The 15,759-nt window shown below is 43.5% G+C and carries 12 protein-coding genes and 4 tRNA genes; 10 read left to right on the top strand and 6 right to left on the bottom strand.

What is annotated here, in order from left to right:
- Positions 1-217: 217 nt before the first annotated feature.
- A complete protein-coding gene (locus BS19_RS07750; protein ID WP_038174445.1) occupies positions 218-2,737 on the bottom strand; it encodes a hybrid sensor histidine kinase/response regulator in 2,520 nt (839 codons plus the stop codon).
- On the bottom strand, positions 2,730-3,932 hold the full coding sequence (locus BS19_RS07745) for an acyl-homoserine-lactone synthase (RefSeq protein WP_038174443.1): 1,203 nt from the start codon (positions 3,930-3,932) through the stop codon (positions 2,730-2,732). Before BS19_RS07745 ends, BS19_RS07750 begins: the two co-directional genes overlap by 8 nt.
- A gap of 584 nt (positions 3,933-4,516) precedes the next feature.
- On the opposite strand from BS19_RS07745, the gene ihfA reads away from it, so the two are divergent.
- The gene (gene ihfA, locus BS19_RS07740) at positions 4,517-4,813 is read left to right on the top strand and encodes an integration host factor subunit alpha (RefSeq protein ID WP_038174442.1); all 297 of its coding nucleotides are present in this window, start codon (positions 4,517-4,519) and stop codon (positions 4,811-4,813) included.
- 108 nt (positions 4,814-4,921) lie between these two features.
- Here ihfA and BS19_RS07735 read toward each other — a convergent pair whose 3' ends face one another.
- Together BS19_RS07735 and yeiP are read right to left on the bottom strand one after the other, a co-directional pair.
- Positions 4,922-5,242, bottom strand: coding sequence for an HI1450 family dsDNA-mimic protein (locus BS19_RS07735; RefSeq protein WP_038174441.1), 321 nt, complete (start codon positions 5,240-5,242; stop codon positions 4,922-4,924).
- Positions 5,243-5,244: 2 nt separating this feature from the next.
- Positions 5,245-5,811, bottom strand: coding sequence for an elongation factor P-like protein YeiP (gene yeiP / locus BS19_RS07730; protein ID WP_038174440.1), 567 nt, complete (start codon positions 5,809-5,811; stop codon positions 5,245-5,247).
- Positions 5,812-5,944: 133 nt separating this feature from the next.
- On the opposite strand from yeiP, the gene BS19_RS07725 reads away from it, so the two are divergent.
- Positions 5,945-6,712, top strand: a complete 768-nt coding sequence (locus BS19_RS07725; RefSeq protein WP_038174439.1) for a nucleotidyltransferase domain-containing protein — start codon at positions 5,945-5,947, stop codon at positions 6,710-6,712.
- 35 nt (positions 6,713-6,747) lie between these two features.
- Here BS19_RS07725 and BS19_RS07720 read toward each other — a convergent pair whose 3' ends face one another.
- Complete coding sequence (locus BS19_RS07720) at positions 6,748-9,114, bottom strand: DNA polymerase II (RefSeq protein ID WP_038174437.1); 2,367 nt, start codon at positions 9,112-9,114, stop codon at positions 6,748-6,750.
- A 431-nt stretch (positions 9,115-9,545) separates the two neighbouring features.
- Here BS19_RS07720 and uvrY point away from each other — a divergent pair, with 431 nt between their 5' ends.
- The 8 genes from uvrY (at position 9,546) to BS19_RS07680 (ending at position 14,449) form a co-directional block, all read left to right on the top strand.
- Entirely contained in the window at positions 9,546-10,190 is a 645-nt protein-coding gene (gene uvrY / locus BS19_RS07715; RefSeq protein ID WP_038174436.1) for a UvrY/SirA/GacA family response regulator transcription factor, read from the top strand.
- A gap of 47 nt (positions 10,191-10,237) precedes the next feature.
- Complete coding sequence (uvrC, locus tag BS19_RS07710; RefSeq protein ID WP_038174434.1) at positions 10,238-12,067, top strand: excinuclease ABC subunit UvrC; 1,830 nt, start codon at positions 10,238-10,240, stop codon at positions 12,065-12,067.
- A gap of 76 nt (positions 12,068-12,143) precedes the next feature.
- Positions 12,144-12,701, top strand: coding sequence for a CDP-diacylglycerol--glycerol-3-phosphate 3-phosphatidyltransferase (gene pgsA, locus BS19_RS07705; RefSeq protein ID WP_038174433.1), 558 nt, complete (start codon positions 12,144-12,146; stop codon positions 12,699-12,701).
- Positions 12,702-13,048: 347 nt separating this feature from the next.
- Positions 13,049-13,122 (top strand) — tRNA-Cys (locus BS19_RS07700).
- Positions 13,123-13,125: 3 nt separating this feature from the next.
- A tRNA-Gly gene (locus tag BS19_RS07695) sits at positions 13,126-13,201 on the top strand.
- 71 nt (positions 13,202-13,272) lie between these two features.
- Positions 13,273-13,359: transfer RNA gene (locus BS19_RS07690), tRNA-Leu, on the top strand.
- 6 nt (positions 13,360-13,365) lie between these two features.
- Positions 13,366-13,441 (top strand) — tRNA-Gly (locus tag BS19_RS07685).
- Positions 13,442-13,651: 210 nt separating this feature from the next.
- Entirely contained in the window at positions 13,652-14,449 is a 798-nt protein-coding gene (locus tag BS19_RS07680; RefSeq protein ID WP_245609261.1) for a hypothetical protein, read from the top strand.
- A 94-nt stretch (positions 14,450-14,543) separates the two neighbouring features.
- Here BS19_RS07680 and BS19_RS07675 read toward each other — a convergent pair whose 3' ends face one another.
- Positions 14,544-15,620 (bottom strand): PQQ-dependent sugar dehydrogenase, encoded by a 1,077-nt coding sequence (locus BS19_RS07675; protein WP_038174431.1) that lies wholly within the window; start codon positions 15,618-15,620, stop codon positions 14,544-14,546.
- Positions 15,621-15,759 lie beyond the last annotated feature (139 nt).

The following is a 15,759-nucleotide window of genomic DNA, read 5'->3' as shown; positions in this document are numbered from 1 at the left end:
GCGGCCGTTTGTTAGTTTGCCGCTAATGTTTGATAGCTATGACTAAAGCATATTTGATGCCATTCTAATAATGACGTTGTGATACTCAATTGGCTTTTAATTTTAGTTCGAAAATACAATGTCTTGCGAAAGAAAGAGTTTGGCAAGGGACGCTTTCTTTCGTCGACAGACTCAACTTGAGTGGCAAAATGAGGCCCAAAATGCCACGATTTTGACTTTAATCAGTTTCTAGAGTGAAGATTGACTCGAGTATTGAATTCAAAGCTTGCTTGGTGGTTGGTTTGCTCAACCGTCCATCCATAAGTTCGCTCATTCGTTGAATATCTTTCGCGGCCGATTCTCCAGAAAGGGCGATAATAGGAATGGTTGGATAGTTTTGTTTGATGATACTTGCGGCTTCAAAACCATCCATTACAGGCATTTGGATATCCATAAAAACGAGATCAATAGGGTTGTTGTGAATGATTTCAATCGCCACTTTACCGTTGTTAGCCAATATTACACCATAACCTAGCTGTCCCAGATAGAGCTTAACCAGAGCGCGTTGAATTTCTTTATCGTCAACCACCAATATAATTGGTGATAAGGCTAGGTTTGGTTTTGTTGGCTGCGCTGCAACTGTAGTAGGCGTTATGCAGGCGTTCTCGACCGACTTTGAATAAGTGATTGGTTCAAAGGGGGCGACTTGGTCCAAACTCATATTGGTTGCAGGGAACGACAAGGTAAATTCGGTATATTTGTTAGGCTCGGACTCGCAACTGATAGAGCCACCAAAGGCATTCATGACACGTTGGCAATAGCCCAACCCTAAACCACTACCGCCGCTTTTGTTGTGGCTGAAAAAATCATCGAATATTCGAGTCAGTAAGTTTTCAGGGATGCCAGGGCCTGAATCACGGAACACTACATAGTTTTCGTACTGCGCTTTTTTTGTATAAATTTCTATTTTACTGTTTGGATAGGAATCAAAATAGTAAATGGCGTTACGCAGTAAGTTAAACAGAACGAAGTTGAATAGGGTGTCATTGATTTTTACCACGAAGTCTTGTTCAGTCAATATGGATATACGCTTAAGATCATCATCATTATCGAAGCCATATTGATTGATCGCGGTATTAATTGCGTGAGCAATCGATGTCGCTTCTGACGGCTCTTGGTCGAGAGATGAACTATTTACTTCCCGAAGAATAATATCAATCAGCTGGCGACCACGTTTAACGGCCTGTTTGCCTTTACTGACGTGTTGCAGCAAGTTGTCGGCGTTATTTGGCGATAGCAGCTTTTGGTGAAGTGATTCAAATTCAAATTGAACTTGCGCGAGTGGGTTTCTCATTTCATGAGCGATCGAATTGGCCAATGCCTGTGATTGGCGAACTTTTCTCTCGTAGTTGATGTGAACTTGTACCTTTTCGAGTACACGCTCCATGGCTTTGAGTTCTTCGAATGAGAAATTAACTCCGCCTTGTTTGTGACTAGAAACCAATACATGAGATAACTTGTTCTTTCCTTCATAGATCGGCAGAACTAAGGCAGATTCCATTTGGTTCATGTTTTTATGCAAAGTAGAAAGTTCTTGGTTGCGCGTTTGCTCGATGGCGTCTTCTAGCTCGTCAATAACGAGTGGTGTTCTGTGGCTTTCAAAGTAAGAGCGATATATGTTCGCGCCTTGATAGTCGTCCAATAGCTTTAGTTTGTCACTGGGTACCCCTAAGTACGTTGCAAGAGACTCCATTGCCCTGCTGGGGGACTTTTGGAATTCATCTTCCAATTGAGCAATTTTTTCTGTTGGAGAGACTCTTGACCCATATAGAGCACAACTTAGGCATGTTCTAACCATTTTTGATGTATACGGCCAAGACAAGCCAATCGCCATGATAGTCAGTACTATCGCGGTAGTATTGATATAATTTAGTGGGACAAACAGCCCGACAGCAAGGGTGTAAGCCGCGGCTGTTATCAGCAGAGACAGAGAAATGAGAGATAGGTACCTTAAGCTATAAAAGCGAGAAGCCAAAATCGCGTAACCCATAAACAGCATTTCGCTCACCGACAAAGCGGGCGGTAACCATGTCAGCGAAAAATTATTGAAGAAGTAGGTAAAGCCCATCTGGATGACGGCTGTGGAAGCCATGAAAATGGTCATTCCAAGAATCATGTAGTTGATTCGTGTACGTCTAATGCGGTTACTACTTTGTTTAATTGAGAGAAGGTTAATAAAAGTCATACCGAACAGTGTCGTGAGTCCGATAAAAAAGGGCCTTGTATATTCACCAAATTCCAATATGAATTGACTTGGGCCGTTGATGATTACGCCTCGGATCATAAGATCAGGAACAAAATTAATCGCGACACAAAAGAGTATGGTTGATCCGGCGATGACATGTTGCCAAAAACTTGAACGTTTACTCGTGTAATGATTTTTCAACTTAATAGAAAAATAATACGCGGAGCTAAACGCGAGCAGTGCAGACAAGTTAGCCACAATCGCCATTTTTGCGCCGACCTCTGCCCCCCACTCAACAAGTAGTCCAGTATGGAAATACGCATTGCTCAATATCCAGATAGAGAGCCCTAGAGTATAGGAAATATAGTGTCGATATTGCTGTAAGCTATTAATTCCCTGTTTTTTGGCCAACGCCGTGCAGAAGTATCCAGCCCAGACAAAGACAAGTATTGCGGTTAGGAGCAAGACGATTGCTTTAGGATAAAATAGTTGTTCAGCAAGGTAACTAAGCATAATTAAGCTCTTGTCTATGTTGGCGATGTCGCTTCAGTTGAGTAATTGCACCCGTTTTATAATTGCGGTAATTACATTCAGATAGCGCTTGGTTAAGTTGCTCGATAAACCAAAGGCCTTTAAAGGCTGCAAAACCTGAATCCGATGTTTCGCTGTAGCTTAATGGCAAGTAAGCGCATTCTTGTATGCTCTGGTAGTAATGCACCATAAGTGGTTGTTCAATTACAACGAAAGCGATCTGGAAGCCGAGAGTTTGTAGTTGCGCCATCAATCTTTTTTGCGATAAATACAGGTAGAATATTTTGTGATTTTGTTTGCCACTGACGGTGAGTCTGATGATCTCACAGCATTTTTCATGGTCAGTGACATTTTGCCACAAAGCATTTTCATAATTGGCAGAGGAAGTATCCGGTATATAAGCTGCTGAAGACAAGAGGTTAAGCTCAACTAATCGATTTTTTACACTATCTTGATTAATTAATTGCCAGCAATTGGTTTGAAAGAACGGTGAGAAATAGAGCCAATTGTTAGCGTCAGTGTTCTGATTTACTTTGGCGGTTGAAACAATCACAGGTAATGGCAGTTTGGCAATCATTTGTGCGAGTACAAAATGAGTCCCGCGTGCAGACACATCTATTTCGTAAAGCATCTCATACCAATGTTGTTCCCAAACAAAAGTACTGAGATTAATGAGCATCGCTGCATCAGGCAATTCCAAGGCGTATTGACAGTGAAGGGTATAATACAGGTTTGTGTGGTTCTCTATTTCTTCAATGACGCAGTCAACGTAATCCCCTTCACTTTGACTAAAATCAGGTGTGGCGTTTAGCCGTAAAGCGTTAGGCTGCTGTTGATATTTTTTCTCAATTTGCCATATGCTGAAAGCACACCAAGCTTGTGCCCAATCGTCGAACAGCTTTAAAGCGCTTATTTCCAAGTGGTGCCATTGAGTCGGTGTATTTACTAATGGGTGGTCAACACAGGCGTAATAATGAGGGGATTTGAGTTGCGTCGCGATGTTTTTAGAGCGAAGTGAGCTGTTTTTCACACAAACCTGAGACAGGCGCTCATTCAACACATGTTTGAAAAAGTGGTTACTGTCTACACCGAAAAGTGTTTCAATTTGCTCGAATAGAGCATACTGCTCATTCTTGACCCCGTATTCAGCTGAGGTTGAATTATTGAATCTAGCCATACATCTGTTGTTAGTAAGTTTTTATAATTTAGGTGGTTAGTATTCATGGAGAACCGTTTTTATGCAACTCTGTTTCTATAAAAGAATCACTTTGATAAGGCCAATATTTATATCAGTGATGTGATGCACATATTTTCGTCATTCTCAGTTTTTTACTTGAGGCTAGAATAGTTTTAGTAGGTAGATTGAAGAAGTGAAGTTTCTCCGGCTATTTTCTATTCTTTAGACTTGTTGTATGGTGATTGGGTTGTCAGGCGTAAGTTGAGTTTTCTATTCCACATCAAGGCCTTATTCGCATGATCACTATTTTTTGGAAGAATGTATCGACTATTTTATCATTAGCGCACTAAAGTTCTGGTTTTTAAGTTTCGTTATTGTGCTAATCGCTTAAAATCCTGCTTTAATAGTGAACTATCCTTTTGTTTTTATAGCGAAATAGTGCTCATTGTATAAAAAAGTTGGCGAAAATCATAAGCTTGTCATACACTTTCCAGAGTAAAGCCGATATGTTGTTGATTGGCTTAGCGAAAGTTAGGGTGTCGCCTTGAGGTGACAATGTTTAACACAGCTTTGAGGAAAGTTTTATGGCGCTCACAAAGGCCGATTTGGCTGAAAACCTGTTTGAAAAGCTTGGTTACAGTAAACGGGATGCCAAGGATACGGTTGAGGCGTTTTTCGAAGAAATTCGTAAAGCACTAGAAAGTGGCGAACAGGTAAAACTGTCTGGTTTTGGTAACTTTGACCTTCGCGATAAAAATGAACGCCCAGGTCGAAATCCTAAGACCGGTGAAGACATTCCAATCAGCGCTCGTCGCGTTGTGACCTTTCGCCCAGGTCAAAAATTGAAAGCTCGCGTTGAGAACATTGAGATTAATGACTAACGATTCTCAACGTGACAGGTTTGTTTGTTAATCTTTGACGGCAAACCTGCTAGATACTTAAACGCCCCAGCTATTGCCGGGGCGTTTTGCTATCTAACACCTTGACGGCTAGTCACGCTTCCAAAGTGCATGGCAGAATTTATTCTCTGGGTCACGGCTAATCAGCAGACGTGCAAAAACATCATCCAAGACATCATCTTGTTCATTAACCAAACCTACACGAACTTCAGCATAGGTCTCTTTGTTGACCTCGAAGCCCACCTGCTCTTGCCAGTCATCGCCAGTTTCGACTAACTCTGCAGCGCCACGCTCTTCGAACTGCGCGGTGAAAAGAATAACATCAGCAGGTTCTAGGTTGTCCGGTGCCATCTCCAAGAAGATATCGTAAGCCGTATCAATGGCTTCGTCGTAAGAGATCAATTCCGCCATCGTTATGCTCGGCTCATGTATTTACGTTCTGTGGTATTGATAATGACACGATCACCAGTAGCAATATACTCAGGGACTTGTACCGTCAGGCCCGTTGAAAAGCGCGCAGGCTTGGTACGAGCAGAAGCTGAAGCGCCTTTAATTGAAGGGTCGGTCTCTTCAATTACCAGCTCTACAGAAGCAGGCAACTCAAGACCGACAGCCTTGCCGTCAACCAAGATAATGTGAAGGCCTTGAATCTCTTCGGTAATAAACATTAAATCGTCGGAAATTTCATCTTGTTTGAAGGTGTATTGTGTGAAGTCTTCATTGTCCATAAAGATGTATTCGTCACCATCAACGTAAGAGAAAGCCGATGCACGTTTAAACATATCCACGGTGTCGACCACATCGTCAGATTTGTAACGTTCATCAACGCGCGCACCAGTCGTTAAATCAGTGCAGCGAAGCTTATAGATTTTTGCGCCGCCACGGCCACCAGGAGTCGTCACTTCAATATCTTTGATTAGTAGCGTTTTGCCGTTTGATTCAATCGCAAAACCTTTTTTCAGTTCACTCGCCTTTGGCATGAACAATTTCCTTCGTATGTGAGTTAGTCTGAGTATTATATATCGAGACAATAACGGAAGGAATATCTTGATTGATCAATCGCGCTGAGCGAACATAAAAGCACGTATTCCCGATTAATTTGTTAACAATCAAATGCATCTATCCACCATCGACACCAATGAAGCCTTTCAACCTCAGTACCAACCAGTGATTGACGCCTTGGTGAGCTTTATGGTGAGTGGGTTGGGGGATAATCTACATAGTTTATATTTGTATGGCAGCGTCGCGCGTAAAACCGCTCGACCTGGTCAATCGAACCTAGATGTGATCGTGGTAACTCAAGGTGGTTTCAGCGACATAAAAACCACCTTGTTCAACTCGATTCGTTGGCGTTTTCAAAAAGCGTATCCTTTTGTCACCGAAGTTAGTTTTAAAACAGCCTTGGTCAGTGAAGTCGCGAGTCTCGATAGTATTTTTTCGTGGGGGTTTCAACTGCGCCACTGTGCGGTCTGTATCTATGGTGAGGATCTTTCTGAATGTTTTGGTGATTATGAGCCTAGTTGGGAGATTGCTAAGCAATGGAATATGGATGTGGAAGATTGGGTCGCGGTGTATCGCAATCGAATTGCTCGAGCAGATAAGCCTGAAGATCAGATTAAAGCGCAAAAAATCATCGCCAAGAAGCTACTCAGAGCCAGCTATTCTTTAGTGATGTACAAAGATAAACGTTGGTTTGAAAATCCCATCGAGTGTGGCCAAGTTTTTTTGCGCTACTACCCTGACAAAAAGGTCGAGGTGGATCGCTTAGCCATTTTGTTGTCAGGGCGGCTAGTCGCCAAACGCTCGGTGATAGGAATTTTGGATGGCTTTGGTGACTGGTTAGTTAAGCAATATAAAAAAACAGAATTTAGAATCGGCTAGTATTCATTTTGTTTTTAATTTATACCGTTACTGGATTAGAACAGCCCGAGTTGTGGCTCAGTTAAGGTTGTAAAGTCTATACCGATGAAGGGCAAGATCGCTTCGGCAACGGGTTTGAGTTGTTTGTCGATGTAATGTTGATAGTCGATAGCACTTTTTTGATATTCACTTGGCTCTGGTCCTGAGATCGTGATGACATACTCAATACGTCCTTTATTTTGGTATTGCAGTGGTCGTCCAAGTTGCGCATTGATTTCATCGGCCATGCGTGCGGCGCGCACTTGCGGCGGAATGTTCTTTTGATATTCATGCAATCGTCGACGCAAACGTTTTTGATAGATGAGCTTGTGATCAAATTCGCCTGTTTTTGTCCGCTCAACAAATTCGCGAACATAATCACTTGGGTTTTGGTCGTGAAATATCATCGAGTAGAGCTTTTGTTGAAACTCTTGCGCCAGCGGTGTCCAGTCGGTGCGAGCGCTTTCGAGGCCCTTAAACACGATCCGTTCAGATGCGCCTTCACCAATAAGCCCGGCATAACGTTTTTTTGACCCCGTCTCTTGGCCCCGTATGGTCGGCATTAAAAATTTCTTATAGTGCGTTTCATACTCGATCTCTAATATCGATTTAAGGCTGTACATGTCGGCTAAATGAGTCGTCCACCAATGGTTGATATAGTCGACCAATTCATTGCCAACCGCGTCAGCTTGTTGTTGCGAGTATTCGCCGCCAAGAGACACAAATGTTGAATCAGTGTCGCCGTAAATCACTTGATAGCCACGCTGCTCAATAAGTTGTTTGGTTTGTTTCATGATTTCGTGACCCCGCATCGTGATACTCGACGCCAAACGTGTATCAAAGAAGCGGCAGCCAGATGAGCCTAGCACACCATAAAATGAATTCATGATGATTTTTATCGCTTGGGAAAAAGCCTTCTCGTTGTTCTTCTTCGCCACATCTCTTGCCGCCCATAAGGTTTCGATCATCTGCGGCAAGAAATGGTGTTGGCGATGAAACTGACCGCCACGAAACCCTGGTACTGCTTGATTCTCTTCTTTTCCAATCTCTAGCTGTAGCCCTTCAATAAGGCCCATAGGATCAATTAAAAAACTGCGTATGATAGAGGGGTAAAGGCTTTTGAAATCTAGCACTAACACTGAATCGTATAAGTTAGGGATCGAGTCCATTACATAACCGCCGGGGCTCGCTACCCAGTTCTCAGACTCTAGGTTCGGGGCAACGTAACCTGCGCGATGAATCTGTGGCAAATACAAGTTAGTAAATGCGGCGACTGAGCCGCCAATACGATCGAGCTCGACGCCGGTAAGTTTAGAACGTTGAATTGCAAATTCGAGTAAGTGGGTATGATCAAAAATTCGATTGACCAACACACAGTCCTGCAGATTGTATTTCGCTAGTGCAGGCTTGTCGTGACGATACATATGATTGATTTCGTCCATGCGGTCATGCACGTTATGAATTTGTTTTCCTTCACCAAGCAATTGTTGAGAAACCGACTCCAGTGACCAACTTCGAAAATGATAAGTCGCAGTTTTTAACGTGTCGATGCCATCCATCACCACTCGGCCGGGAATGGTGATAAATGCTTGCTGAGTTGATTTAGAGGCGCGGAAAAAGCTGTTTTGCTTTGCACGACCAATTGCCAGCTTAACTTGATTCCACTCAGCACGTTTATGCAGTAATCGGAAATCAAAATCAATGACGTTCCAGCCAATGATGACATCTGGGTCAAATTGAGCAAACCAGTCCACAAGAGCCAGCAAGAGAGCTTTCTCATCGGTGACCCATTGGATAGGAGTGTCGTCGACGTGTTGTGGGCTACCAATCATGATCACTCTGCTGTCCATCGGACTATCGAGACCAATCGAGTAAAGCACGCCTTTCTCGGAGCATTCTATATCGAGCGAAACAACGTTGAGTTGTGGGGTGAAATCGCCACTACGGCATTTAGGCTGGGTGATTCGCGTATAGCCAGAACGATTTTGCGTGTTGCCAGTAAATTCAAGGCTTCCCTTAATGAAGCGCTCCATCAAAAAGCGATCAGCCAAGCGAATGTCATCTTCAAGAACGACAATATGGTGTTGTTTGAGTTGCTGGCTTAACGATTGAGATTGTCTAATTGAGGTCGTATAACACGCCGTCAATGGCGTTGCGTCAAAGTCTTTTAGTTCGAGTGCCACAAAGGTGGCAGCAATACCTTGCTGTTGAGCGATAAACTGAGCTTGCGCCTGTGCACTTTGTGCGATGAAAAAAACCGGTTTTTCTCCCTCAATGATCAGTTGAGCTGGCCCTTGCTCAGTGATAAGCCATAAATCAATTTGAGTGGTAGCCGAAACATCACGTGCTTGACGAGTAAGTAAGAAGCCTTGGTTAATTTTCATTTAGTTACTGTAAAATAAAAGCGAAATTCTAACACAGTGTTTCGCTTTTTGAGTCTAACATATTGACGACTAGTAGTATAAGCACCCGATGACTCTATCGCAGGCCACTGATCGCTTATAGGTAGCGTAAGCCGTTAGCTCATTGCCTGCGACAATCAATACATATAAACCAATGCATTTAATAAGTGAAAATCTGACTAGATGTGACACCCTTTCAATCAGATGTTTGGTGGAAGTTTTCCACTAAAGTATTGATTGGTATGTTAATATCGTATTAAGCGTCAGTTCTGAAAATAAGTACTTGCTAAAGTTTGCGTTTCAGCACATATTCAGATGAAGCTAAATTTTAATTTTTTAGATAAACTAGGCAGCTATGCTGTAAACCACATTTTGTGGGTGCAGGGCCAATTAGAAAGTGTGGAGATACAAGTTTGATAAATGTTTTCCTTGTAGATGATCACGAGCTGGTTCGCACAGGGATACGACGTATTATTGAAGACGTCCGTGGAATGAACGTAGCAGGGGAAGCTGACAGCGGTGAAGAAGCAGTAAAATGGTGTCGTAGTAACCACGCAGACGTCATTTTAAGGGATATGAACATGCCAGGTATTGGTGGCTTAGAGGCAACCAAGAAAATTCTGCGTTTTAATCCAGATGTTAGAATCATCGTGTTAACGGTTCATACGGAAAATCCGTTTCCAACTAAAGTGATGCAAGCAGGCGCCGCAGGCTACCTGACTAAAGGCGCGGGTCCAGATGAAATGGTCAACGCTATCCGAATGGTGAACAGCGGACAACGCTATATCTCACCTGAAATCGCACAACAGATGGCGTTAAGTCAATTTTCTCCGGCATCGGAAAACCCATTTGCTGATCTGTCTGAGCGCGAACTACAAATTATGTTGATGATTACGAGAGGTCAGAAGGTGACGGACATCTCTGAGCAGCTGAGCCTCAGCCCCAAAACCGTCAACAGCTATCGCTACCGTTTGTTCAACAAACTCGATATTAGTGGTGACGTTGAGTTGACTCATCTCGCGATTCGTCATGGCATGATAGATACTGAGACTCTCTAAGGGGCTAGTCCCCAAATGTTTTTTATGGTCCTGTTGAAAGTATAACCATGCCGCGATTTGACTCTGCTTCTTTCTTGAGAACTGTCACTAATCAGCCCGGCGTTTATCGTATGTATAACGCCGATGCTGTGGTGATCTATGTTGGTAAAGCTAAAGATCTTAAAAAGCGTCTTTCGAGTTACTTTCGCGCTAAAGTTGACGGCGAGAAGACGCGAGCCTTAGTCAGTAATATTACTAAAATTGATGTCACGGTGACGCACACCGAGACAGAAGCTTTGATCTTAGAGCACAATTACATAAAACAGTACTTACCTAAGTACAATGTGCTGTTACGTGATGATAAATCCTACCCGTATATCTTTATCAGCGCTCACAAACACCCCAGATTATCGATGCATCGAGGGGCGAAAAAGCGCAAGGGAGAGTACTTCGGACCTTACCCAGATTCTGGTGCGGTGCGTGAAACGCTTCACCTTATTCAGAAAATATTTCCAGTAAGGCAGTGTGAAGATACAGTTTACAGTAACCGTACTCGTCCTTGTTTGATGTACCAAATTGGCCGCTGCGCAGCCCCCTGTGTTAGCACGATTATTTCCGACTCCGACTATGATGAGTTGGTGGGTTATGTGCGGCTGTTTTTACAAGGTAAAGACAAACAAGTGCTGGCTTCGTTGGTAGAAAAGATGGAGCAGGCAAGTCAAAACCTGCACTTTGAGCAAGCCGCCAAATTTCGCGATCAAATTCAAGCAATTCGCCGTGTTCAAGAGCAGCAGTTTGTCTCTGAAGACTCAATGGATGATATGGATGTACTCGGTTTTGCTCAGGAGAACGGCATTGCGTGTATTCATATTCTAATGATACGGCAGGGCAAAGTGCTGGGGAGTCGTAGCCACTTTCCTAAAATTCCGAGTAATACTACATCGCAAGAAGTGTTTTATAGCTTCCTTAGTCAGTATTATTTGAGTCATAACGAAGCGCGCACGATTCCGACTCGGATCATTTTAAATCAAGAGTTGACCGACGAAACGCAGCCTATTGCTGATGCGTTGTCTGAGATAGCAGGGCGCCGAGTCACATTTCAGGTCAATCCAACCGGTACACGTGGGCGATATCTTAAGTTGGCCAATACCAATGCACTGACCGCCATCACGACCAAGATTAATCACAAGATGACCATTTCGCAGCGTTTTAAAGAGCTTCGACAACTGTTGGGTCTAGAAAATATTCTACGTATGGAGTGTTTTGATATCTCACACACCATGGGCGAGAGTACGATTGCGTCATGTGTGGTGTTTAATCAAGAAGGTCCGGTCAAACAAGAATATCGTCGCTACAACATCTCAGGTATTACCGGAGGGGATGACTACGCCGCAATGGGGCAGGTGCTTGAGCGACGTTATTCAAAACAGTTAGATGTTGAAAAAATCCCAGACATCGTTTTCATTGATGGTGGTAAAGGGCAGCTTAATCGCGCTCATGAGATTATCGCGCGCTACTGGAATGACTGGCCAAAGCGCCCAGTATTGATTGGTATCGCTAAAGGCGTGACACGTAAGCCAGGTTTGGAAACATTGATTACCCTAGAAGGGGATGAGTTCAACTTACCCAGTGACGCGCCCGCGCTGCATCTGATGCAGCATATTCGCGATGAAAGCCACAATCACGCGATTGCAGGTCACAGAGCCAAGCGCGGAAAAACCCGTAGAACCAGTGCACTAGAAGGTATTGAAGGTGTTGGGCCAAAACGTCGTCAAGCGCTGCTTAAGTATATGGGCGGTTTACAAGAACTTAAGCGGGCGAGTGTTGAAGAAATCGCCAAAGTACCTGGAATCAGTCTATCTTTGGCAGAAAACATCTATCAAGCATTGAAACAATAGCAAAAATCCCGCAACATAAGACGCTGCTTGGAAGCAGCCAACCGAGCCATACGCAAACAAAAGAGCCTTAAAAAATATGCGTTTAAATATCCCCAACCTTTTATCTTTGTTGCGACTATTCTTAATTCCAGTCTTTGTCGTTGTGTTTTATCTACCTTACAGCTGGTCTCCTTTCGCCGCAGCCATGGTATTTTGGGTCGCCGGCTTTACCGATTGGTTAGATGGCATGTTGGCTAGGAAGTTGGGGCAAACTTCTCGCTTTGGTGCGTTTATTGATCCAGTAGCTGATAAAGTGTTAGTAGCCACGGCACTGATTTTGATTACCGAGCATTACCATTCTATCTGGATAACGATTCCCGCCGTGACCATGATAGCGCGAGAAATTATTATCTCTGCACTGCGTGAGTGGATGGCTGAGATTGGCAAACGTGCGAGTGTGGCTGTTTCATGGGTTGGTAAAGTCAAGACCGTTAGTCAGATGTTTGCACTGTGGGTACTCATTTGGCGTTACGATGACTGGATGATTTGGTTAGGCTACGTGGCATTGTATGCAGCGACCGTATTAACCTACTGGTCGATGGCGCAATACTTGTTAGCGGCCAAAGACGATTTGCTCGATAAACAGCATCATTAATGAAAAAGCCCATCACCGATGGGCTTTTTCATATTCAACGCCTTCAGTTAAGCTCACAAAATGAAGATTAATCTTTGCGATATGATTGATAGGCGCATAATCCTAGTTTGAAAGGGCGATGTTACCTCGATATAGAACGATCTGTTGCCTAGGTTTGTTGGGGTAATTAAGTGTTGCTAGCATCATTGAGTGATGAGAAATAACGATTTTTGTTCGTTTTGGCGGTAAATTAGACAAACGATTTAAAAAATTAAAAATAGTGTTGACGAACAAGTTCGAATCCGTAGAATGCAACCCGTACCCAAGAGGAACGCAGAGAAATCAGCGCGAGCCTTAAGGGATATTGAGGCGCCTTGGCAGAGTGGCTATGCAGCGGATTGCAAATCCGTGGACCTCGGTTCGACTCCGGGAGGCGCCTCCACTTGCGACACTAGCTCAGTTGGTAGAGCGCAACCTTGCCAAGGTTGAGGTCACGAGTTCGAACCTCGTGTGTCGCTCCAAAATATTTTTGATAGTGATTCAATTGAATCGGTATCTAGATGGTGTCTCCATCACAAATTTAGATTTGTGTGCCCTGGTGGTGGAATTGGTAGACACAAGGGATTTAAAATCCCTCGGCGTTCGCGCTGTGCCGGTTCAAGTCCGGCCCGGGGCACCATCTAATGCGACACTAGCTCAGTTGGTAGAGCGCAACCTTGCCAAGGTTGAGGTCACGAGTTCGAACCTCGTGTGTCGCTCCAAATATAAGCCCCGGCCTTAACTGGTCGGGGCTTTTTGGCGTTTAATGGACTGTAAATAAGACATAAATTGTAACTATTGCACCTTACAAACGTGTCTAACAATAGGTTATTTGGTTATAGAATTGGCGTTTCGGTCATGTTTATTGAAGGTTTATGCGTATGATACATTTTAGACTGTTACATCGTTTGGCCGCATTGATGGGTTTCACAATGTTTAACCCTGCTTTAGCAAGCAACGGCCTAGAAGTTGAGGTAGGTGCCTATTTTGCAAGTGCCGGAACAAGTATTGAAGTCTATGACCCTTTTCACAACAAGTTCATTGATCTTAGTTTTGAGTCTGAGTTAAATCTACCAGATAGAGAGATATTGCCGTATTTTGACCTTGAATATAGGTTTAAAGATAACCATCAAGTGTATTTTGATTGGCGAAAACTGGATCGTTTGGGACATCAAGCTTATGTCGCAAGACCTTTTCAGCTAAAAATTAATAATAGTATCTATACTATCGGTGGCGAGGCGGACTTAGATACGACATTGAATATTGACATAATGCGTTTGGGGTACGGTTATCGTTTTTTTCAATCAGAAAAATTAGATGTGCATTTTTTGTCAGGTTTTCATGTCACGCACTTAAAGTTCGGAATGTCAGGAAAGATCGATGTTGATTTCGACAAAACACCACTAGCCAAAGGTGAGGTGGGCTCTGCACAGTTTGATACTGGTGTAACGGCGCCTTTACCCAACGTGGGTTTTTTGATTGAACATCGAATTCGTAATGATATTTTGTTAAAAAGTCATGTTCACGCCTTTTACATGTCTTACGGTGAAATTTCGGGATGGATGTATGAGCTAGAGATGGCGGCTCGTTATTACATTACAAAGGACTTTAGTGTGACTTCCTCCTTCAATTATTATGACCTAGGCGTAGGGTATGAAGCTGAACATACCCAACTCAAAGTCGACTATCGCTTTTTTGGTCCAATGATCAAGTTTGCCTACAATTTTTAAAAAATGACTTGATGGTACAACCTGCTTATCAATGGCCGTTATGTACAGTTTTATACCATTGCCTCAGCCTAATATGCTTAGTTTTTATCGGTATCTAATTGCCTTTTAACAGCTGATAGATTTTTCCGCTATCGGTACTAAATAGAATTTTACCGTCAGGTAGGGCTTCAATGTCCCTGATCCGCTCGCCAAGCATTTCAAGAATCCTTTCTTCACCAACCACCTGATTATCTTCTATTGTCAAAATGTTGATGTGGGTAAGTTTTAATGCACCAGCGAGCAGTTTACCGGACAGTTCGGGGTGCTCTTGGCCCCGATATAGAATCAATGAACTCGGGGCTATTGATGGTATATAGACTTTCTTTGGCGAGACAATCCCTTCTTTTTCTTCAGACTCACCGACATCAATTGGCCCCCAATACTCTTTACCATGGGAGGTGATAGGCCAGCCGTAGTTGCCACCTTTGACTATTAAGTTAATTTCGTCTCCCCCTCGCGGACCGTGTTCAACTGACCAAAGCTGCTGCGTCTGATTGTCAAAATAGAGGCCTTGAGGGTTTCTATGCCCATAGCTCCAGATCTCATCAAGCACATTTTCATTATCGACAAAAGGGTTGTCAGCTGGAGGGAGTCCATTTGTATCAACTCGAAGAATACTGCCAGCGTGGGTTGTGAGATTTTGCCCGTTTTCTCTTTTCCCTCTATCTCCTATGCTAAGGTACAAGTACTTTGAGTCAAAGGTTATCCGACTGCCAAAATGTCGGCCAGTATCGGATCCAGAGCGAGTCACTAACAGTTCCTGCCATTGTGACAGTTGATTATTATCGTAAGTTGCCGCCGCTAGCGTTGTTTCTATCGCTTTGCCCGAAGACTTCGAGTAAGACACGTAGATTTTCTGCGGATTGAATGGTGAAGCTGCAATGTCGAGTAGTCCTCCTTGACCATACTCGATCGCATTTGGAACTTTCGCGATGCGAGTGTAAGAGGCTGAAGAGAGGTCCAAAATACCAATATCACCACTTTTCTCACTCACCAGCACGCGGTTTGCATCAATTGCACTCAGCCCCCACGGAATAGTTAACCCCGAGACAATAGGCTCAGCACGCCAATGCGTGGAAGCCGAAACTTGGCAGGCTAAGCCAAGCAGTAACCCGAACAGCAGTTTATTCATCGTTATTTCCTTGTCACGTGTATAAAACAGATTAGCAGATTAAGTCATTTACCGCGGTCATAAATGTTCTATGCACAAAGTGCATGAGATGATCAAAAAGAAAACTCAATGCGATGTAAGAACAACGGCACGATAGGGT

The sequence above is a fragment of the Vibrio pacinii DSM 19139 genome (assembly GCF_000711795.1).
Taxonomy (GTDB): Bacteria; Pseudomonadota; Gammaproteobacteria; order Enterobacterales; family Vibrionaceae; genus Vibrio; species Vibrio pacinii.
Note: the sequence above shows the minus strand (reverse complement) of the source record. Positions and strands in the feature narration are given on the sequence as shown.

What these genes read in the sequence shown, in the direction of transcription:
- BS19_RS07720 (WP_038174437.1), bottom strand. Translation starts at nt 9,114, where the DNA reads ATGAAAATTAACCAAGGCTTCTTACTTACTCGTCAAGCACGTGATGTT.
- ihfA (WP_038174442.1), top strand. Translation starts at nt 4,517, where the DNA reads ATGGCGCTCACAAAGGCCGATTTGGCTGAAAACCTGTTTGAAAAGCTT.
- yeiP (WP_038174440.1), bottom strand. Translation starts at nt 5,811, where the DNA reads ATGCCAAAGGCGAGTGAACTGAAAAAAGGTTTTGCGATTGAATCAAAC.
- BS19_RS07750 (WP_038174445.1), bottom strand. Translation starts at nt 2,737, where the DNA reads ATGCTTAGTTACCTTGCTGAACAACTATTTTATCCTAAAGCAATCGTC.
- BS19_RS07680 (WP_245609261.1), top strand. Translation starts at nt 13,652, where the DNA reads ATGTTTAACCCTGCTTTAGCAAGCAACGGCCTAGAAGTTGAGGTAGGT.
- uvrC (WP_038174434.1), top strand. Translation starts at nt 10,238, where the DNA reads ATGCCGCGATTTGACTCTGCTTCTTTCTTGAGAACTGTCACTAATCAG.
- BS19_RS07735 (WP_038174441.1), bottom strand. Translation starts at nt 5,242, where the DNA reads ATGGCGGAATTGATCTCTTACGACGAAGCCATTGATACGGCTTACGAT.
- BS19_RS07675 (WP_038174431.1), bottom strand. Translation starts at nt 15,620, where the DNA reads ATGAATAAACTGCTGTTCGGGTTACTGCTTGGCTTAGCCTGCCAAGTT.
- BS19_RS07725 (WP_038174439.1), top strand. Translation starts at nt 5,945, where the DNA reads ATGCATCTATCCACCATCGACACCAATGAAGCCTTTCAACCTCAGTAC.
- pgsA (WP_038174433.1), top strand. Translation starts at nt 12,144, where the DNA reads ATGCGTTTAAATATCCCCAACCTTTTATCTTTGTTGCGACTATTCTTA.
- BS19_RS07745 (WP_038174443.1), bottom strand. Translation starts at nt 3,932, where the DNA reads ATGGCTAGATTCAATAATTCAACCTCAGCTGAATACGGGGTCAAGAAT.